The 19,998-nt window shown below is 39.5% G+C and carries 16 protein-coding genes; 7 read left to right on the forward strand and 9 right to left on the reverse strand.

Features of this window, described 5'->3' with window-relative positions:
* Positions 1 to 9: 9 nt before the first annotated feature.
* From P7V56_RS10140 to P7V56_RS10150, 3 genes are all read left to right on the forward strand, one after another.
* The gene (locus P7V56_RS10140; RefSeq protein WP_171221724.1) at positions 10 to 1,500 is read left to right on the forward strand and encodes a glycoside hydrolase family 32 protein; all 1,491 of its coding nucleotides are present in this window, start codon (positions 10 to 12) and stop codon (positions 1,498 to 1,500) included.
* 124 nt (positions 1,501 to 1,624) lie between these two features.
* Positions 1,625 to 2,524: a carbohydrate kinase family protein gene (locus P7V56_RS10145; protein WP_171221725.1), complete on the forward strand. Its 900-nt coding sequence runs from the start codon at positions 1,625 to 1,627 to the stop codon at positions 2,522 to 2,524.
* Positions 2,525 to 2,578: 54 nt separating this feature from the next.
* A complete protein-coding gene (locus P7V56_RS10150; protein ID WP_171221726.1) occupies positions 2,579 to 3,265 on the forward strand; it encodes a DUF4919 domain-containing protein in 687 nt (228 codons plus the stop codon).
* Positions 3,266 to 3,304: 39 nt separating this feature from the next.
* Here the strand turns inward: P7V56_RS10150 and acs are convergent, their stop codons facing one another.
* The 9 genes from acs to P7V56_RS10195 form a co-directional block, all read right to left on the reverse strand.
* Positions 3,305 to 5,212, reverse strand: coding sequence for an acetate--CoA ligase (gene acs / locus P7V56_RS10155; protein ID WP_171221727.1), 1,908 nt, complete (start codon positions 5,210 to 5,212; stop codon positions 3,305 to 3,307).
* A 161-nt stretch (positions 5,213 to 5,373) separates the two neighbouring features.
* The gene (locus tag P7V56_RS10160; protein ID WP_171221728.1) at positions 5,374 to 7,269 is read right to left on the reverse strand and encodes an acetate--CoA ligase; all 1,896 of its coding nucleotides are present in this window, start codon (positions 7,267 to 7,269) and stop codon (positions 5,374 to 5,376) included.
* Positions 7,270 to 7,443: 174 nt separating this feature from the next.
* Complete coding sequence (locus P7V56_RS10165) at positions 7,444 to 7,806, reverse strand: response regulator transcription factor (RefSeq protein ID WP_171221729.1); 363 nt, start codon at positions 7,804 to 7,806, stop codon at positions 7,444 to 7,446.
* Entirely contained in the window at positions 7,803 to 10,496 is a 2,694-nt protein-coding gene (locus P7V56_RS10170) for an ATP-binding protein (protein ID WP_171221730.1), read from the reverse strand. Before P7V56_RS10170 ends, P7V56_RS10165 begins: the two co-directional genes overlap by 4 nt.
* On the reverse strand, positions 10,489 to 10,683 hold the full coding sequence (locus P7V56_RS10175) for a hypothetical protein (protein WP_171221731.1): 195 nt from the start codon (positions 10,681 to 10,683) through the stop codon (positions 10,489 to 10,491). The genes P7V56_RS10170 and P7V56_RS10175 overlap by 8 nt, the downstream gene beginning before the upstream one ends.
* Before the next feature lie 74 nt (positions 10,684 to 10,757).
* A complete protein-coding gene (locus P7V56_RS10180; RefSeq protein ID WP_171221732.1) occupies positions 10,758 to 10,973 on the reverse strand; it encodes a DUF6814 family protein in 216 nt (71 codons plus the stop codon).
* Between the two features lie 10 nt (positions 10,974 to 10,983).
* Complete coding sequence (locus P7V56_RS10185; protein ID WP_171221733.1) at positions 10,984 to 12,522, reverse strand: MFS transporter; 1,539 nt, start codon at positions 12,520 to 12,522, stop codon at positions 10,984 to 10,986.
* 21 nt (positions 12,523 to 12,543) lie between these two features.
* Positions 12,544 to 13,806 (reverse strand): DcaP family trimeric outer membrane transporter, encoded by a 1,263-nt coding sequence (locus tag P7V56_RS10190; RefSeq protein WP_171221734.1) that lies wholly within the window; start codon positions 13,804 to 13,806, stop codon positions 12,544 to 12,546.
* A 98-nt stretch (positions 13,807 to 13,904) separates the two neighbouring features.
* Complete coding sequence (locus P7V56_RS10195) at positions 13,905 to 14,324, reverse strand: IS1/IS1595 family N-terminal zinc-binding domain-containing protein (protein WP_171221735.1); 420 nt, start codon at positions 14,322 to 14,324, stop codon at positions 13,905 to 13,907.
* A gap of 217 nt (positions 14,325 to 14,541) precedes the next feature.
* On the opposite strand from P7V56_RS10195, the gene P7V56_RS10200 reads away from it, so the two are divergent.
* The 4 genes from P7V56_RS10200 (at position 14,542) to P7V56_RS10215 (ending at position 19,946) form a co-directional block, all read left to right on the forward strand.
* A complete protein-coding gene (locus P7V56_RS10200) occupies positions 14,542 to 15,198 on the forward strand; it encodes a DUF2238 domain-containing protein (protein WP_171221736.1) in 657 nt (218 codons plus the stop codon).
* A 179-nt stretch (positions 15,199 to 15,377) separates the two neighbouring features.
* Entirely contained in the window at positions 15,378 to 15,983 is a 606-nt protein-coding gene (locus P7V56_RS10205; RefSeq protein WP_171221737.1) for a flavin reductase family protein, read from the forward strand.
* A 44-nt stretch (positions 15,984 to 16,027) separates the two neighbouring features.
* A complete protein-coding gene (locus P7V56_RS10210; RefSeq protein WP_171221738.1) occupies positions 16,028 to 18,328 on the forward strand; it encodes an oxidoreductase in 2,301 nt (766 codons plus the stop codon).
* 25 nt (positions 18,329 to 18,353) lie between these two features.
* Positions 18,354 to 19,946 (forward strand): AMP-binding protein, encoded by a 1,593-nt coding sequence (locus P7V56_RS10215; RefSeq protein ID WP_171221739.1) that lies wholly within the window; start codon positions 18,354 to 18,356, stop codon positions 19,944 to 19,946.
* Positions 19,947 to 19,998 lie beyond the last annotated feature (52 nt).

A 19,998-nucleotide genomic window follows, 5' to 3' on the forward strand; every position in this document is an offset into this window, starting at 1 on the left:
ACACTATAAATGAAAAATAAACTACTATTAATTTGGATTTTTCTATGCCAAATAAGTTTCGGACAAACACCAAAAAGCTACACCGAACCCTATCGACCTCAATTTCACTTTACGCCTCCAGCCAAATGGATGAATGATCCCAACGGATTGGTGTATCTAAACGGCAAATACCATTTGTTTTACCAATACTATCCCGAAGATATCGTTTGGGGTCCAATGCATTGGGGACATGCCGAAAGTACCGATTTATTACATTGGAAACATTTGCCCGTTGCTTTGTATCCCGACAAGTTGGGTTGGATATTTTCGGGCAGTGCCGTGATCGACAAAAATAATACCGCCGGTTTTGGAAAAAATGCCATGATAGCCATTTATACCTACCACAACGACGAAATTTGGAAAGCCGGAAAAAAAAATACCGAAAGCCAAGCCATTGCTTACAGCACTGACGAAGGCAAAACTTGGACAAAATACAAAGACAATCCCGTGTTAAATAACTCGGGCGAACAGGATTTCAGAGACCCGAAAGTTTTTTGGCACGAGGAAACTTCTAAATGGATTATGACTTTAGCCGTAGGCGATAAAATCAAGTTATTCTCTTCTCCCAATTTAAAAGAATGGCAGGAAGAAAGCACTTTTAAGCCAAAAGACGATGACTCTAATTTAGGAGTTTGGGAATGTCCCGATTTGTTTCCGATTAAAATAAAGTCTAATGGAGAAACTTATTGGGTAATGATTGTTAACCATGGTGATAAAGCACCTAATGGCGGTTCGGGCACACGCTATTTTATAGGCGATTTTGACGGCAAAAAGTTTACCGAAATCCAAAAAGCCCTTTGGTTAGACTATGGGACCGATTATTACGCGACCGTAACTTTCTCTAATGTTCCCAATGACAAAAAAATCGTTTTGGGTTGGATGAGCAATTGGCAATATGCGACTAAAGTCCCGACAGAAGTTTGGCGCAGCGCTATGACTTTGCCCAGAGAACTCAATCTGATCAAACAAAAAGAAGGCTATCGACTGACCCAAAATATGATTCCGCAATTTGACGCTTTGACCAAATCGGTATTTGAACAGGAAAAAGTGGTTACGCCATTTGAAAAAACCGAAATCGATTTATCCCAAGCGGAAGTCAATTTTACTATGGAAGGCGGAACAGATGTGATAATTTCTTTGTCAAACATCAATGGCGAACTATTTACCATAGCCATCGCCGGTGATATCGTTGTAACGGACCGAAGCAATTCGGGGAAGTCGGATTTTCATGAAACTTTTACCGCCAAACCACAAGTGATGCCGCTTGGTGAAGACAAAATAAATGAAGTTCAACTCATTTTGGACAAATCATCCATAGAAATTTTATTGAATGGTGGAAAATATTCGATGACCAATTTGTTTTTCCCTACTGAGCAGTTTTCTATTTTAAAAATCATCAGTAAAGACGATAAACCTTTACAAAATCTAAAAATAAAATCTGTTGCCCGAACTTGGGACTAAAACACCTAACTTCTTACCAATCTGATCATGGTTTGACAACTGTTTTGGGTGATGTTCAAAATGCCTGAAACCATAGGAGAAACACAAGAGAATTTAGCCGAAAGCTTATCTAACAAAGAATAGTATGAACAAGAAATTAGTTTGCTTTGGCGAAGTATTATGGGATGTGTTGCCTACCGGAAAAATTGCAGGCGGCGCACCGATGAATGTTTCCATACGCTTGCAATCCTTAGGGATTGATACAAAAATGATTTCTAAAATCGGTGATGATGCTTTGGGCAAAGAACTCTTGAACATTATTAAAGAAAAAAACGTCGATACTTCTTTGATTCAAATCGATGATAAATTAGCTACCGGAGAAGTTTTGGTGACTTTAGATGCTAAAGGAAGTGCTTCTTATGACATTGTGTATCCTTCGGCTTGGGACAAAATTGAAATCAGTGATGACAATTTAAAAGTCGTTAAAGAAGCCGATGCCTTAATCTTTGGTTCCTTGGCTTGTCGCGATACGGTTTCAAAAACCACACTTTTGACGTTATTGGAAAATGCCCGTTACAAAATCTTTGATGTCAATATTCGACCGCCGTTTTACTCTATTGATTTTTTGGAACAAATGATGAAACTGGCGGATTTCATTAAGTTAAATGATGATGAATTGTTTGAGGTCGCTCACGCTTTGGGTTCGAACAGTGACACCATTGAAGACCACATTCTCTTCTTATCCGAACTAACCAATACCAATACCATTTGTGTAACTAAAGGTAAAGATGGTGCAGTTTTATATATTGATAATCAATTTTTTAACCATAATGGATTTAAAGTTAAAGTTGCCGATACTATAGGTGCAGGAGACAGTTTTTTAGCCGCTTTACTTTCTAAAGTATTGTATACAAAAGACTATCCGGAAGCGGTTACTTTTGGTTGTGCCGTAGGTGCTTTGGTGGCTTCTCATAAAGGAGCCAATCCAGAAGTTTCAAGACAAGATATTCAGTTTTTATTGAATAACCAAACCCTAAATTCATAACTAATTAATATTTTTCTTATTATTGGTAAAGAATTAATTCTTAAAATATCCTTTATGAAAAAATACTTCGCCTTAGTTTTAGTTTTAACTTCTTTGACCGTTTGTTCGCAAGATCAAAAATTTGTTAAACCCGATTATAAAGCTATCAAAAAAGAAGTTGCGGATAAAAATTCAACTTTTTTTTACAAAAAATTAGAGGAAAAATTCAATGCCGCCGATTCAACCATGACCCTTGAAGAGAAGCGCCACTTGTATTACGGTTTTACTAATCAAGATCGATATTCTTCCTTTTACACGGGTGCCGCCAATGACAGTTTGAGAAGTGTATTGAACAAAGAAGTGTTGGAAACCGAGGATTTTAAAAAAATTATCACCTATGGTTCAGAAGTTTTAAACGAAAATCCATTCGACATCAGAACTTTAAACATCATGTCCTATGCTTATGAAAAACAGAGCAATTTGACGGAAGCTAAGAATAAAGCCATCCAAATCGGGATTATAGTAGAAGCTATTTTCAGCACGGGTGACGGAACCTCAAAAGAAAATGCTTTTTTTGTCATCAATGTTCCCCATGAATATGATATTATCAGCGTCCTGGGTTTTGAATTTGGCGGTAAACAAAGTTTAATTGAAGGTACTTATGATTATTTAACCCTAGCTGAAAATCCCTACGGTCTGAAAGGGTTTTATTTTGATATGAGTCCGAGCTTCAATAAACTGGCCGAATTATTAAAAGACTAAAAAAAAACTCTGAATTTACATTCAGAGTTTTTTTTGCTTTTATAACTTTCCGTTCTTGATCTCTTCGACTATTTCCGGATTCAAAAGGGTTGATATATCTCCGAAATTAGAGTAATCACCTTCGGCTATTTTTCTTAAAATACGTCGCATAATTTTACCCGAACGCGTTTTAGGTAAGCCCGAAACGAACTGTATTTTATCGAGTTTAGCGATTGGTCCGATTTGGTCAGAGATTAATTGGTTGATCTCTTTAGCTAAGTTTTCTTGGTTACGGCTTTCGCCTACTTCTTTCAAAATTACAAAACCATACAAAGCGTTTCCTTTGATATCGTGTGGGAAACCTACAATCGCACTTTCCGCTACTGCCGGATGTTCGTTGATAGCGTCTTCAATTGGCGCTGTTCCTAAATTGTGACCCGAAACAATGATAACGTCATCTACTCTACCGGTAATCCTATAATAACCAACCTCATCGCGTAAAGCGCCATCACCCGTGAAATATTTTCCCGGAAAAGCGGTGAAATACGTTTCTTTATAACGTTGGTGATCACCCCAAATCGTTCGTGCAATTGACGGCCATGGGAATTTGATACACAAACTTCCGGTGACTTGATTGCCTTCGATTTCGTTGCGCAATTCATCCATTAATACCGGTTGAATTCCCGGTAATGGTAGTGAAGCGTATGTTGGTTTTGTTGGTGTTACAAACGGAATTGGCGAAATCATAATCCCACCGGTTTCGGTTTGCCACCAAGTATCTACTAATGGGCAGCGCTTTCCTCCTACGTGGTCGTTGTACCAGTGCCAAGCTTCTTCGTTAATAGGCTCGCCTACAGAACCGATAACTTTTAGTGAACTCAAAGGGTATTTTTGGACGTAATCCAAACTCTCTTTGGCTAACGCACGAATGGCTGTTGGCGCCGTATAGAATTGGGTGATTTTGTGTTTTTCGATTACTTCCCAAAAACGACTGAAGTTTGGATAAGACGGAACACCTTCAAAAATCACGGTTGTAGCACCATTTAATAACGGTCCGTAAAGAATATAAGAATGTCCGGTAATCCAACCGATATCGGCGGTACACCAATACACATCGTTTTCTTCGTAATTGAAAATATTTTTAAAAGTATAAGCAGTGTAAACCATATAACCTGCGGTGGTGTGCACCATTCCTTTGGGTTTTCCGGTCGAGCCGGAAGTGTACAGAATGAAAAGCGGATCTTCGGCATCCATAATTTCGGCTACGTTATTCGAAATCGCTTCATCTAATAGTGGTTGTAACCAAAGGTCGCGACCATCTTTCATCGTTACAGCAGTGTTGGTCCTTTTTACTACCAATACTTTTTCTACTGTTGGGCATTTTTCCAAAGCTTCGTCAACAATTCCTTTTAAGTCAATGGATTTATTGCCACGGTAACTTCCGTCAGAAGTAATGACCATTTTACATTCACAGTCATTAATTCGAGCCGCAACTGCCGAAGCGGAGAATCCTGCAAAAACCACCGAGTGAACAGCACCTATTCGGGCGCAAGCTAAAACAGCTACGGCTAGTTCGGGAATCATCGGTAAATAAATGCATACACGGTCGCCTTTTTGAACGCCTTGGTCTCGGAGTACATTGGCTAATTTGGCCACGCGAGCGTACAATTCGTTATAAGAAATGTGCTGCGCTGCTTCGTCGGGATTATTCGGTTCGAAGATGATGGCGGTTTTATCGCCTCTTCGCGCTAAATGACGGTCGATACAGTTTTTGGTGATATTGACTTTAGCATCGACAAACCATTTGAACTTGGCTTGCTGGAAATCAAATTCGAAAACCTTGTCCCATTTTTGGTACCAAGTAAAATTCTCATCGGCGATTCGGTCCCAAAATTTTCGGGGTTCACGAATCGATTTCTTATACATTTTGAAGTAATGCTCCAGATTCAGTATTTTGTAATAACTCATTGTAAATCTTCTTTTATTATCGTTTTGTTATGTAAATATAAATATTCTATTGGTGCCGTGTTAAATTTTCTTGCTAAATAGATATAGTTGTTAGTTGTCTGTTAGTTCTCGAATAACAGTATCTAATCCCTTTTCTCTTTTCACTAATCCCTCTAACTATTTCACTTAAAACTCCCAATCTTGGCTAGTTCCAACACTTCTTTAATTTCATCAATAATGGCTTCATCATCAATCGTGGATGGAATTTGGAAATTATCGCCATCGGCTATGCTTCGCATTAATTTGCGCAGAATTTTACCCGAACGTGTTTTGGGCAAGCGATTGACTATGACCACATCTCTTAGTGAAGCTACGGCACCGATTTGTTCTCTGACTAATTTTACAATTTCGTGTTGCAACTGAAAATGCTCTATGGCTTCGCCCAATTTGGTTACGACCAAAGCCAAAGGAATTTGCCCTTTCAATTCATCATTAATACCGATAACAGCGCATTCGGCAACAGAATGATGGGAAGCGACAATTTCTTCCATTTCGGCTGTTGACAAACGGTGACCGGCGACATTAATCACATCATCTACTCTACCGGTGATAAAAATATAATCGTTTTCATCCTTAAATCCGCCATCGCCTGAGAAATAATAGCCTGGGAATTTTTGTAAATAACCTGCTTGGAAACGCTGATTATCATTCCAAATATCCAATAAAGTTCCCGGCGGCAGAGGCAATTTGATGACCACATAACCTTCTTCGTTTGGCCCTAATTCTTGTCCGTTCTCACCTAAAATCATAATGTTATAACCTGAAACTGCTTTACCCGAAGAACCCGGTTTGATAGGTAAATATTCTACTCCCATCATGTTGGCTATCATCGGCCAACCCGATTCGGTTTGCCACCAGTGGTCGATCGCCGGAATCGGAATGTGCTCACGGTACCATTCTAAGGTCGCCACATCACAACGTTCTCCGGCAAGGAATTGGGTTCGCAAACAAGACAAATCATATTGCTTGATAAACTCTCCGTTTGGATCTTCTTTTTTGATGGCGCGAATGGCGGTTGGTGCGGTAAACATCACACTCACTTTGTGCTCCGCTATCACTCTCCAAAACGTACTCGCATCGGGTGTTTTGATGGGTTTTCCTTCGAAAACAATAGTCGTATTTCTGTTGATTAATGGTCCGTAAACTATGAAACTATGGCCAACAACCCAACCCACATCGGAAGCAGCCCAAAAGACTTCGCCCGGTTGTACGCCGTAGATTTTCTGCATAGAAAACTTAAGCGCCACGGCATAACCTCCGGTATCGCGAACAATGCCTTTGGGTTTACCTGTCGTGCCCGAAGTGTACAAAACATATAACGGATGTGTCGTTTCTACCGGAACGCAATCGGCTTCTTCTGAGCCGTAGACTAAAGCGTCGTAATCGACATCGTATTTCTTGAAAGGTATTCTAGCTCCGAGTTTTCGGTTGAGCACTACCACTTTTTTAGGTTTATGTTCGGCCAATTCAATCGCCTCGTCTACTAAGGGTTTGTAGGCAATTAACCTATCGATTTCTATTCCGGAAGATGCCGTTAAGATTAGTCTTGGTTTACAATCATCAATACGAATAGCCAATTCGTGTGGCGCAAAGCCACCGAAAACTACCGAGTGTGTCACTCCTATTCGGGCGCAAGCCAACATAGCGAATGCCGCTTGTGGAATCATGGGCATGTAAATGATGGCGGTGTGTCCTTTTTTTAAACCTAAAGACAACAAACCTCCGGCCAATCTGGCGACTTCTGATTTGACTTCGTTATAAGTATATTTTTTTACGGTTTGGGTAACCGGTGAGTCATAAATGATGGCTATTTGGTCACCGAAACCATCATTGATATGTTTGTCAAGTGCCAAATAGCAAGCGTTTAGGCTTCCGTCTTTGTACCATAACGGATAACCCGTTTCGTCTGTGGAAAGTATGTCTTGTGGTTTGGTAAACCAATCTATTTCATTGGCTTGTGCTGCCCAAAAAGCTTCGGGGTTTTGTATGCTTTGGTTGTAAAAATCTTCGTAATTCATTGGTAAGGTTAGGTTGGTAACTATTTAATTAACAGCTTAAAAGTAACCATTATTCCCTTACCTTTCAAAACTTTATTGCTAAATAGGTATATACAATACTTGTCTTGAAATTTAGCACTTTTACAAAAAATGATCGACACTCAAATAAGTACGACAGCAACTTAAACTAATCCATTACTCTAATAAATCATTCACTTGCTCCACTACTTTTTTAATGGAGAATGGTTTTGTTAAGTAAGCATCAGCTCCTAATGCCATTCCTTTTTCAATATCGCTTTCTTTGTTTTTGGCAGATAAGAAAATAACCTTGCAGTGGTTGAGTTGTTCGTTCTTTTTGATTTGTTCCAAAGTTTCAAAGCCGTCTACGAAAGGCATCATGATGTCGAGTATGATAATATCGGGAAACTGGGTTTTTAAAATATCCAAAGCTTCCTGACCGTCGCGGGCAATAAACACTTCAAAATTGTTCTTTTTGAAAGTATATTCCAATGACATTACTATGTTGGGTTCGTCGTCTACAATTAAAATCTTTTTCATGGCTGCTGTTTTTTGGGTATGGTGAAACTCAAACAACCACCGCCGGTAGCATTATTGGTAGCCCAAATTTTACCTTTGTGGTGTTCGATAATTTGTTTGCAAATCGCCAATCCTAATCCGCTACCAATAGGTTTTTTGAAATTCTGATTGGTCGATTGGTAGAACTTGTCAAATATATTTTCAAAATCATTCGGTGCAATTCCTTTACCATTGTCACTCACTTCCACTTGCACAAAATCGTGTTTTTCATAAACCGCTAAGGTAATCAAACCATTGGTTTCGGGACAAAACTTAATCGCGTTCGACACTAAGTTGGTCACCACTTGTACTATTCTGTCTTCATCAAAATCGGCTTTCAGATTGCTGTTGCCTTCTATGTGAACGTGAATGTACTTGTTATTGATGAGCTGTTGCAAAGGTTCAATCGCATTTTCAATAGTTTGCAAAACTTTGTGAGTAGCAAAGTTAACTTTTTGTCGACCGGTTTCAAACTTTTCTAAGTCAAGAATTTTATCAATCAAACGGTTTAACCTATCCGATTCTGATATAATGTTTTGCAAAAACTGTTTGCGCAGTTCTTCGGGAATTTCGTCATCGTCGTATAAAATCTCACTCGAAGCACGAATGGCGGTGATTGGTGTTCGCAATTCGTGGGTAACCGTATCGAGGAATTCATCTTTTTGCTTGTCTTTTTCCATCAAAGAAACGTTGGCTTCATGAAGCTTAGCCGAGATTTCTTTAAGTTCATTAGAGGTTTCTGTCAGCTTTTTATTGATGATGATATTCTCTTTGGATTCTTCCAAAATCTTCAAAACTTCGGGTAAAGTTATCTTTTCTTCTTTGACCACGCTGGAAATTAATATTTTGGCAGAAGCCGTACCGATATGTCCGGTCAAAAGGTTTTCGGAGAATTTAATCAAACGTGCATCGGCTAACTCTTCGTTTTTATCTACATTGTATTTTAGGTTGAAGATGTTCATGGCACGCTTGGTTCGTTCTTCGCCTAAGAATTTAATCAACACTTTCTCGATATCGGTTCGGTAAGCCGTTCCTTTCCATACGAATGCATTTTCGTGCATGGTGATGTATTTGTTGATATCAAGGAACATTTCGGCATAGTTACGCTCTCGGTAATTGCCTTTGAAACTCACCGACACCGCGATGTAAATCATGAAGTTGAACAACAAACTCCAAAACAATGCATGAGGAACAGGCTGTAAATAATCTAAGCCAAAAAGTTGTAATGGTTTTAATAATTTGATGCCAAATAAACCTTCGGTGATGAAGGAAGTATCGGAAGAAGTGATGCCTAATGCATAAGGCACTAACAGTGTGTACAAACAAATCACAAAACCTACAATTAAGCCCGAAACCGCTCCGGTTCTTGAACCTCTTCTCCAAAACAAAGCGCCGAAAAACGATGGTGCCAATTGAGCAATAATGACAAAAGCCACCAATCCAATAGAGAACAAACTGTAATCTAAAGCGAAATAACGGTAGAGGAAATAAGAAATGATAATCAGCGAGAAAATCCCAATCTTACGGATGTTGACAATCTTTTTGTTGATGGTACTTTGCTCGTTGTGTTTCAGTCTTCCCAACAAACCATAAGGAATAATCAAGTTATTACTCACCATCGTAGACAATCCGATAGACGAAACAACTATCATAGAAATGGCTGCTGAAAATCCACCCAAGAAAACCATCACGGTAAGAGTCTTATTGTCAAAAAGCTGCGGAATTAAAAGCGAATACGTATCCGAATTCACGCTTTGTCCTTCGAATAAAATATTGCCGCCCCAAGCGATTGGATAGACAAAAATATTGAACAACAACAAATACAACGGAAATAACCAAACTGCAGTATTCACATGGTTTTCTCTGGTATTCTCGATCACCGAAACCTGAAATTGTCTTGGTAACAAAAAGATGGCAAACAATGAAAGTATGCACAAGAAAAACCAGTTGATGGCTTGTGGTAATCCGCCGATGGTATTCTTTTCGCGGAAGTGTTCGAGCAGCGAAGCTTTGGCATAAATATCATCAAAACCATCAAAGACAAAGAACGTAACATATACACCAATGATGATAAAGAAAACCAATTTCAATACGCTTTCTAAAGCAACCGCGGTTACAATTCCTTTTCGTTTTTCGGAAGCATCAACGTAACGCGTTCCGTAAATAGAAGCAAATATCGCCAAGGCAAAAGCTACATAAGTTGTACTGTCGTCAAAGATGTTGGAACTCGATTCGGTTTGGGTTACAACGTGAAACGTTTCGGCTATGGATTTTAATTGCAAAGCGATGTAGGGCAAAATACCAAACAAGCAAACGATGGTTACGACAGCGCCTAAAAAACGGCTATTGCCATAACGAAGCGAAATAAAATCGGCTATACTTGAAACTTTATTGACTCTTGAAATGCGTATGATTTTCTTCAAAATAATCATCCATGCAGGTATAATTATTATCGGACCTAAATAAATTGGCAGATAATTCAGTCCCGAATTGGCGGCTACACCAATACTTCCGTAATACGTCCATGCCGTACAATAAACCGCTAAGGAAAGTGAATAGATATACGGATTGTTCGTCCATTTTGAGTTTCCTTTTTTCTCTGCCCAATGGGCAATGAAGAAAAGAATCCCTAAATAAAGTGCCAATATGATTAATAAAACAATACTATTCATGGTAGCGCTTTATGATGATAAATGACAACAAAATAGAAAACAACCACACCGAAAAAATGTAAATATAAATTACAGGAAACCCTATAATACTCTCGGCACTGTCAAACAGCAACAGTATCGGAAGATTTAATCCGATGAGTAGTACCATAGAGATGATTACTAATTTTTGTTGGTGTCTTTGTTTCATTTATTTTAACAATATAAAAAGCCAAAAGCCCTTAACGAATTAAGAGCTTGAGGCAACCAATAAACTATTTTTGTTTAATCTTCATATTCATTAGTGAGAGCATACCATCCAAAGATGGTTAATCCGGTTACAATCAAAGGTAATAATACAAAAAATATAATTATCCCGAAAACCAAATCATCTTGTTTTCCTGAGGTTAATTTGCCTCCGAAAATACCAATTGCGTAGTAAGCCACGGCTACGGCTAAGGCTATCCAAACAATCCCTAAAATCTTTTTTACTGTGTTCATAATGTCTGTTTTAGTCGTGAAGTGTATTAATTTTTCTGTCGATGTAAATCATCCCGATGACAAAACATACGGCAGCGATTCCAATCGGATACCATAATCCTTCGAGGTAAAACTCTACATCACCGGCTTCTTTGGATTGGGTTACAAAGTAGGTTGAAATGGCTGGCAGTAATCCTCCAAATATACCATTTCCAACGTGATAAGGCAACGACATCGAAGTATATCTGATTTTAACCGGGAACATTTCTACTAAGAAAGCCGCGATTGGACCGTACACCATCGTTACAAAGATTACTTGAATGAATACCATCAATACCAAGAACCATTTGTCGGTGCTGTTGATGGTTTTAGTGACTTTAGTTTCGATTTTATCTTTTCCTTTGTCGTCTACCATTAATTTTCCGGCTTCGAAATGCAGGGTTTTGATTTCTTCTACTTTGGTTCCGTCAGTATATTCTTTTGTAGTAGTGTAGATAGAGTCTGATTTAGTAGCATCGATTTCTTTAAACGAAGGTACTACTTTAGTATTGGCAGCGATTTCTGTTTTCTTAGTCAAATCGGTGCTGTTATACATGGCTCTATATATTGGTCGGTATAAGAAAATAGCCAATAACATTCCCGCCATCATAATTGATTTTCTGCCCCATTTGTCACTCAACCAACCAAAGACCACGAAGAAAGGTGTGCCTAAGATTAAGGCGATACCCAATAGCATATCTACTTGAGACGAGTCGATACTTTGTACAGTTTTTAAGAAGTTCATCGCGTAGAATTGTCCGGTATACCAAACTACACCTTGTCCCATAGTCGCTCCGAATAAAGCCAATAAGACAAATTTTAAGTTGTATTTGTGACCAAAACTTTCTTTTAACGGATTGGTTGAAGTTTTTCCTTCTGATTTGGCTTTGGCAAAAACGGGTGATTCTTCCATGTTTTTACGAATCATGTAAGACACGTATACCATCAGAATTGATACCCAAAACGGAACTCTCCATCCCCATTCATCAAAGGCTTCTTTAGACAAAACACTTTTAGTAATTAAAATCACCATCAAGGAAATAAATAAACCTACGGTAGCAGTGGTTTGAATCCACGATGTCCAATAGCCTTTTTCGCCTTTTGGTGCGTGTTCTGCTACATAGGTTGCAGCTCCTCCGTATTCTCCTCCAAGTGCAAGCCCTTGTAGTAAACGAAGGATTAAGACTAAAATTGGTGCGGCAAAACCAATGGTCTCATAACTTGGAATACACCCAATTACGAAGGTCGCACCACCCATTAACATCAAAGTAACCATAAAAGTGTACTTTCTTCCAATAAGGTCTCCTAATCGACCAAAGAATAATGCTCCGAAAGGACGCACTACGAAACCTGCTGCAAAGGTGGCCAAGGTTGACAAGAACGCAGCTGTTGGGTTGTCTGTAGGGAAAAATTTAGTTGATAACACTACGGCCAAACTACCGAAGATGTAAAAATCATACCATTCAATCATGGTTCCCATTGAGGAAGCGGAAATAACTTTCCAAATTCCTTTTGTTTTTTTATCGCTCATACTATATAAATTGGTTGGTTATTAAAAACTGTAAGCACAAGAAATCATGGCTCTGAAATTGCCCACTTCCTTATTGTTGCCATCAAAAGTAGCATCGGGTTTTATATCTCCCCATGTGGCTCCTGTGTATTCTATTTCAGGAGTTACTCTGAATTTGTTTTGTTTGAAATCTACTCTACCCGAAATTCTCATTACGTTGTCAACGCCACGAGTTCCTGCAAAACCTCTTCCGTAGAGCGTGGTTGGGTTGTCTTTACTAACCCCGTCTGTTTTAGTATATCCAAAGAACAATCCCGGAGCTACACTTTTACCGTTACCGGCAATATCTACCCACATGGCGGTGGTTTTGATTCCTTCATAAGTTTCCACTCCGCCGTTAGGATCCGCATAGCCTGCAAAACCACCCAACATTACTAAGTTGTACATGTTTTTACCGCTGATTCCGTAAGCTTTGATGTGGAATTTGTCATTGTTGTATTTGAAGTAACCTACAACTGAAGTGGTATTGACTTTCTCCGAAGTGGCTAACCCATTGCTTACTGTTAACGGTTGTAATGATTTGTATTCAAATCCCAATCCGGCTATCCAGTTGGTGTTTTTGAATTGGAATTGCCCGTGTAGCGTTGGCAAAGGTGAATTAAAAGAAGCTGAGTTTTGTGTTCCGCCTGTGGCAGTAGCTGTGGTGAACTCTCTTTCCTTGTAAGCGGTCAAAGCAAAAGATAATTCTTTGGTAAAGTTTTGTTTGATTTTCGCCTGAGAAACCCATCCAAAAGGATTAAACATAATTCCGGTACTGAAGTTGGCAACACCCGGAAAAACCTCCGGAATAAAAGTCGGATACCAAGTTTGTCCCAAGGTCAAACTCGTTTTTTCCCAATCAAGGGTTACATAAGCGTGACGCAAACGAAATAAACCGATAGAAGCTTCAGTGTTTCCAAAAAAATCACCTTCTAATGTTCCTGAGGTTTTGGCTCCCCAAACATTTGGACCTTTAGCTTTAACACCTAAACGAGACACTACCGATAAAAAGTTGGAAGCACCGGCATCGTTTAAATCATCTCCGTTGGCATCTAGTTGTTCGTCTAACGGGTAAAGGTTTAAGTTGTACTCACGTACTTGTGCGGAACGTCGAGTATCCCAAATGTAATCAGTTCGAATAAAACCGTACACACTTACGTCCCATTCTTTGGCTGGCGTTGCAGGAGTAGCTGCCGGCGCAGTAGTGGTTTGCGCCTGACCCGAAAAAGAGCCTATTGCAAACGTTAATAATAATAGTTTTTTCATAATTTGAATTGTTGGTTTTGGTTATGTTTTGTTCGGCCAAATTCTAACAATTTACCAATGAAAAAAATTATGATATATATTATTGTAAAATACTATAGCTAATCTTTAAATCGTTCCCATTTTATCAGCATAAACTTATCTCCTAACTCTGTTATAATCATCCCGGCACCTTTGAGAACTTCCTTATTTTTTAGAAACTCAACGAGTTCTAAATGATTGTATATCTTATAAGTTGGGTGATAATCGGTATGATTGGGCTTGGAAATTTTAAACTCCTTGACCCAGTTACTAACAGTAACATGCGAAACCCCTATAATTCGTTCGATTTCTCTGTAACTTAAGCCTTCCAGATATAACTGCAAAGCTTTGGTTACATAGTAACTGTCTATCTTTTTACCCAGTTTGTTAACGGTGAAGTAGTAATTGCATTTTTTGCATAAAAACCTTTGTCTGTCTTTGATGACGCCACTTTTGACTATGGCATCACTTAGGCATTTGGGACAAGCTAAAATTTCCATATATATAAATTTTGCATAAATATACTTATTTAGCAAATATACAAAAGTGTTTTTGATAATTTTTTTAGTAAAAAATTACAGAAGCATTAATTTTATTGGGTTTTTATTAGATATATAATAATTTTGAACAAAGTATGTCTTTTACAATCGTTTTGACAACCTCTTTAAAACTACAACTGAAAAATATTATTACTTTAGCTAATCAAACACAATAAAAATGCCATTTACTATCGCTATTTCACCCACAAGAACTCCGTTCAACAAAAACCCATGGTTGTGGGTTTTCCTGAGTGTATTCACCATCATTTGGATAAGCACGCTAATCGGAACCAACGACATGAACAACTGGTTGCTCGAAAACACCTTGACAGTTTTGTTCTTTGTCTTTTTATTGGTTACTTATAAAAAATACCAATTCAGCGACCTTTCCTATTTGCTCATTTGCGTCTACCTCTGCCTGCATGTTTATGGCGCCAAATACACTTATGCCGAAAACCCTTTTGGCTATTGGCTCAAGGATTATATGGGTTGGGAACGCAATCATTACGATCGAATAGTACACTTTAGTTTCGGATTCTTATTAGCTTACCCCATGAGAGAATTGTTCTTAAAATGGGTCAAATACCCCAATATGGTGGCGTGGGTCTTGCCTATTGAAATTACCCTTTCCATAAGCGGTTTTTATGAATTGATAGAATGGGCTGTAGCCGATTTATTCTTCCCGGCACAAGGCGTTGCTTACCTCGGAACTCAAGGCGATATTTGGGATGCGCAAAAAGATATTTTCTTAGCATTTCTAGGCGCCATAATCGCGACTACCATAGTATCATTGGTCAAAAAAGCTTTTAAAATTCACGAAAAAGAAAACGCTTAGTTGCTGTCATAAAACAAGCCTTTAAATGCTCATTTTATTGTCAGATAGCCTTATCACTGTTAATGGCAAATGCCGTTGGTGGTGTTATGCATTATTCTCAAGTTTTCCCTTTACAAAATAGCAATCAGTTAAAAAAATCTAAAAAAAATAGCTTTAATTTGTAGTAAACAAACAACAACATGCTATTTGATCCTAACGAGCTCGAGTATTCGGCTGTTTACAAACTACTAACCGGCGCCATTATCCCTAGACCTATCGGGTGGATTTCTTCCATTAGTGAAGATGGCATCAACAACTTAGCGCCTTTCTCCTATTTCAATGCCGTTGGCGAAGATCCGCCTCACGTAATGTTTGCCGCCGGAAGAGGCAACAACACCAATAAAGACACGCTAAACAATGTCTTAGCGACCAAGCAGTTCGTAGTAAATATGGTAACGGAAGAATTAGCAGAGCAAATGAATACCACCGCACAATCGGTTCCGTCTGAAGTGGACGAATTCGAATTAGCAGGTGTTACACCAATAGCATCTTTAAAAGTGAAACCCATGCGCGTCAAAGAAAGTCCAATTACTTTCGAATGCGAACTGGTACACCATTACTTCCTCGAAGACCATAAAAACGGCGGTGCTTGTATCATTATCGGTAGAATCGTAATGATGCATTTTGACGACGAAGTGTTGTTAGACCATTACAAAATCAATTTAGAAACCTATAAACCCATCTCGAGATTAGCCGGTTCTAATTATGCCAAATTAGGAGAATTGTTCTCCATCAAAAGAGGCTAACCTTAGAACCTTAAAACCTCAGAGCCTTAGAACCTTTAAAAAGAATGAAAATAGCAGTTATAGGTGGCGGTCCGGGCGGACTTTACTTTTCGATACTAACTAAAAAAGCAATGCCTCATTGCCAAATCGACGTGTACGAACGCAACAAACCCGACGATAGTTTTGGTTTTGGCGTAGTCTTCTCTGATGAAACTCTGGGCGAATTCCTTAAACGCGACATGCAATCGTATGAGTTAATTCGAAGTAAATTTGCCTATTGGGACGATATCATTGTTGCCCGTGACGGACAAGGAGTCAGCATCGCAGGAAACGGTTTTTGCGGTTGTTCCCGAAAAACATTACTCAAATTATTACACCAGCGCTGTCGTGAAGAAGGCGTGAATCTTCATTTTGAACAGAATATTGATAACTTAAGTCAATACCAAGACGCCGACATTATCTTGGCTTCAGACGGAATTGCCAGTGGAATCAGAACACAATACGAATCAGCATTCGGAACCAAAATCACGTTAAAGAAAAACCGCTTTGTATGGTTAGGCTCAACCAAACCGTTAGATGCTTTCACCTATTTCTTCAGAACTACACCACATGGCGTAATGGTTGCCCATTCCTATCAATACGAAGAAGGCATGAGTACCTGGATATTTGAATGCAGCGATGAAACTTGGCAAAAACATGGCTTCGAAGTGACCAATGAAGCCGATACGATGGCTAAAATTGCAGAAATTTTCAAAGAAGAACTCGACGGACATCCATTGATTTCCAACAAATCCCATTGGCGTCAGTTTCCGCATGTAACCAATGAAAAATGGTTTCACAACAATATCGTTTTGTTAGGCGATGCCAAAGCTACCGCGCACTACTCTATCGGTTCGGGCACCAAATTGGCGATGGATTGCGCTATTGGGTTATCCGATGCGGTAATTGCGAATCCGAACAACGTGCAAGCCGCATTCGAACAATACGATAAAACCCGCAGAAATACAGTAGAAATGATACAGCACGCTGCTTTGGTTTCGCTCGATTGGTTTGAACATATGGATAGAAACAACCAACATCCGTTCTATCAGTTCGCTTTCGGTTGTATGACACGCTCCAAAAAAGTAACGTTTGAAAACTTAAGACTAAGGGATAAATCATTTACGGATAAAGTCCTTCAAGAGTTCAATGACAATTTCAATAGCAATAATCAAATTTTGCCTGCGGCATTTACTAAGTTCAAATTACGTGATTTAGAATTACAAAACCGCATCGTCATGTCACCAATGGGACAATACTCTGCCATTGACGGTAAAGTTTCCGATTGGCATTTGGTGCATTACGGAAGCAGAGCCACCGGAGGTGTCGGACTAATCATTACCGAAATGACAGCCGTTTCCGAAACAGGACGCATCACTTTAGGTTGTGCCGGAATTTACACTCAGGAACAAATAGTTGACTGGAAAAAAATAACCGATTTCGTCCATCAAAACACCCAAACTAAAATCGGAATTCAATTAGGACATTCAGGCCGAAAAGGCGCTACCAAAAAACCTTGGGAAGGACAAAACGAACCGATCAATTTGCCTTGGGATTTACTTTCGGCTTCGCCAATAGCGTTTAACGACAAACTTCCTGTTCCAAGGGAGATGACTTCCGAAGACATGGATTTAATCGTTTCCCAATTTGTCCAAGCTACCAAAAATGCCGACCGCGCCGGTTTTGATTTAATCGAATTACAAGCGCACCACGGATTCCTTCTAGCCTCTTTCCTATCGCCTTTGACGAATATCAGAACCGATGAATTTGGCGGAAGTATAGCAAACCGATTGAAGTTTCCGCTAAGGGTTTTCAAGGAAATGCGAAAAGTATTCCCAACACACAAACCCATGTCAGTAAGAATCTCCGCTTCGGATTGGGCACAAAACGGAATCACTGAAGAAGAAGTGATCACTATAGCAACAGCCTTTAAAAATGCCGGCGCCGATATCATCAACGTTTCTACCGGAAATACCGTAGCGAATCAGAAACCGCAAGTCGGCAGAATGTGGCAAACACCTTTTGCAGATGCAGTGAGAAATACAGTTCACATTCCAACCATAACCACCGGCTACATTCAAGACATTGACCAAATCAACACTATTATTTTAAACGGTAGAGCCGATTTGGTGGCGCTGGGTCGACCGTTATTAGCCGATGCCAATTTCGTTCGCAACGCACAAGCCTACGAGCAATTCGAAGCCAATGATATACCAAACCAATACAAAGCAGGAAGTTCACATCTCTATCCGCTAAAAGCCGCCGAAAGAAAGCAAACCGAAGGCATGAAAAAAGCGCTAAAACCGAAAAGCAATAAAAAAGATTAAGCATTGAGCGATTAAGTACTGAACAATGAAACATTACGAAGACAACTTTACCCACCAATATTTACCGAGCTTAGACCTGCAACCGGATTATATCTTTTTAGATATGCCGCAGTTCAACCGACCGGAAATGCTCAATTGTGTGGATAGACTTTTGGACAACCACATCAAAGAAGGTCGTGGCAACAACATTTGCATCCGCACTTTTGAAACCACTTGGACCTATCAAGATTTATTCGAAAAAGCCAATCAAATTGCGCATGTATTAGTTGAAGATTTAGGGTTGAAATCAGGCAACAGAGTATTGATTCGTTCTGCTAACAACCCAATGATGGTGGCGGTTTGGTTCGCCATTTTAAAAGCCGGCGGCATCGTTGTGGCGACTATGCCTTTATTGCGTGCGAAAGAACTGACTACCATCATTGACTGTGCCGAAATCTCTCATGCGTTGTGCGACCACAGTTTGGCTGACGAAATGCATTTGGTCAAATCAGACTATTTACAAAGTGTTTGTTTCTATGGCAATTCACAGTTGGAAGTATTAATGCAAAACAAACCAACAACTTTCACCAATTACCATACAAAATCCGACAGCGTTGCCTTAATCGGCTTTACTTCGGGTACAACAGGTTTGCCTAAAATGACCGCGCATTTCCACAAAGACATTCTAAACATTTGCGAAGCATTTCCACAATATTCACTCCAACCCACAGCTGATGACATCTTTACGGGAAGTCCGCCACTCGGATTTACCTTTGGTCTCGGCGGCTTGGTTTTGTTCCCCATGTACTTCGGTGCTTCGACCTTCTTAATCGAAAAACCAAGTCCGGACATGCTTTTACAAGCGATTCAAGATTATAAAATAACCATTTGTTTTACCGCACCAACCGCATGGCGAATCATCACTACCAAAGTAGCCGATTTTGATATTTCCAGCTTGCGCAAATGTGTTTCCGCTGGAGAAACTTTGCCGTTAAAGGTCTGGCAAGATTGGCACAATGCGACCGGACTAAAAATCATCGATGGCATCGGCGCTACCGAAATGTTGCATATCTTTATCTCCTCTAATGAAGCCAATATGAAGCCCGGCGCCACAGGTGTGGCTATTACTGGTTATGAAGCTAAAATTGTAGATAAAAACGGAAACGCTGTCCCAACCAACGAACCCGGAAGATTAGTCGTTCGCGGCATCACCGGTTGCAAATATTTGAACCGAATTGACAAACAAAAAGAATACGTAGAAAACGGCTGGAATGTCACCGGAGACATTTTCCGCCAAGATGAAGAAGGCTATTTTTGGTTTGTCGCCCGAGGCGATGATATGATTATTTCTTCGGGCTATAACATTGCAGCCATTGAAGTCGAAAGCGTGCTTTTGACCCACGAAGAAATTCTCGAATGTGCCGTAGTAGGGTTACCGGATGTGGAAAGAGGCATGTTAGTTTGCGCCCATATTGTATTAAAAGATCCAGCTAAAGCTACCGACAATATGAAAAACCATATTCAACACTGGTTCAAAGAAGTAGCCGCGCCGTATAAATATCCGAGAGTGATTTATTTTACCGAAGCTTTACCTAAAACAGAGACCGGAAAAATACAACGATTTAAATTAAAAAATTAGGAGCTATTTCCCGCTATACGTTGCAATCTCTTCGAGGATTTCCACTTCAAAC

It is taken from the genome of Flavobacterium sp. IMCC34852 (assembly GCF_030643905.1).
Lineage (GTDB): Bacteria > Bacteroidota > Bacteroidia > Flavobacteriales > Flavobacteriaceae > Flavobacterium > Flavobacterium rivulicola.

What these genes read in the sequence shown, in the direction of transcription:
- P7V56_RS10190 (WP_171221734.1), bottom strand. Translation starts at nt 13,806, where the DNA reads ATGAAAAAACTATTATTATTAACGTTTGCAATAGGCTCTTTTTCGGGT.
- P7V56_RS10140 (WP_171221724.1), top strand. Translation starts at nt 10, where the DNA reads ATGAAAAATAAACTACTATTAATTTGGATTTTTCTATGCCAAATAAGT.
- P7V56_RS10185 (WP_171221733.1), bottom strand. Translation starts at nt 12,522, where the DNA reads ATGAGCGATAAAAAAACAAAAGGAATTTGGAAAGTTATTTCCGCTTCC.
- P7V56_RS10170 (WP_171221730.1), bottom strand. Translation starts at nt 10,496, where the DNA reads ATGAATAGTATTGTTTTATTAATCATATTGGCACTTTATTTAGGGATT.
- P7V56_RS10150 (WP_171221726.1), top strand. Translation starts at nt 2,579, where the DNA reads ATGAAAAAATACTTCGCCTTAGTTTTAGTTTTAACTTCTTTGACCGTT.
- acs (WP_171221727.1), bottom strand. Translation starts at nt 5,212, where the DNA reads ATGAGTTATTACAAAATACTGAATCTGGAGCATTACTTCAAAATGTAT.
- P7V56_RS10200 (WP_171221736.1), top strand. Translation starts at nt 14,542, where the DNA reads ATGCCATTTACTATCGCTATTTCACCCACAAGAACTCCGTTCAACAAA.
- P7V56_RS10145 (WP_171221725.1), top strand. Translation starts at nt 1,625, where the DNA reads ATGAACAAGAAATTAGTTTGCTTTGGCGAAGTATTATGGGATGTGTTG.
- P7V56_RS10205 (WP_171221737.1), top strand. Translation starts at nt 15,378, where the DNA reads ATGCTATTTGATCCTAACGAGCTCGAGTATTCGGCTGTTTACAAACTA.
- P7V56_RS10210 (WP_171221738.1), top strand. Translation starts at nt 16,028, where the DNA reads ATGAAAATAGCAGTTATAGGTGGCGGTCCGGGCGGACTTTACTTTTCG.
- P7V56_RS10215 (WP_171221739.1), top strand. Translation starts at nt 18,354, where the DNA reads ATGAAACATTACGAAGACAACTTTACCCACCAATATTTACCGAGCTTA.
- P7V56_RS10180 (WP_171221732.1), bottom strand. Translation starts at nt 10,973, where the DNA reads ATGAACACAGTAAAAAAGATTTTAGGGATTGTTTGGATAGCCTTAGCC.
- P7V56_RS10165 (WP_171221729.1), bottom strand. Translation starts at nt 7,806, where the DNA reads ATGAAAAAGATTTTAATTGTAGACGACGAACCCAACATAGTAATGTCA.
- P7V56_RS10160 (WP_171221728.1), bottom strand. Translation starts at nt 7,269, where the DNA reads ATGAATTACGAAGATTTTTACAACCAAAGCATACAAAACCCCGAAGCT.
- P7V56_RS10175 (WP_171221731.1), bottom strand. Translation starts at nt 10,683, where the DNA reads ATGAAACAAAGACACCAACAAAAATTAGTAATCATCTCTATGGTACTA.
- P7V56_RS10195 (WP_171221735.1), bottom strand. Translation starts at nt 14,324, where the DNA reads ATGGAAATTTTAGCTTGTCCCAAATGCCTAAGTGATGCCATAGTCAAA.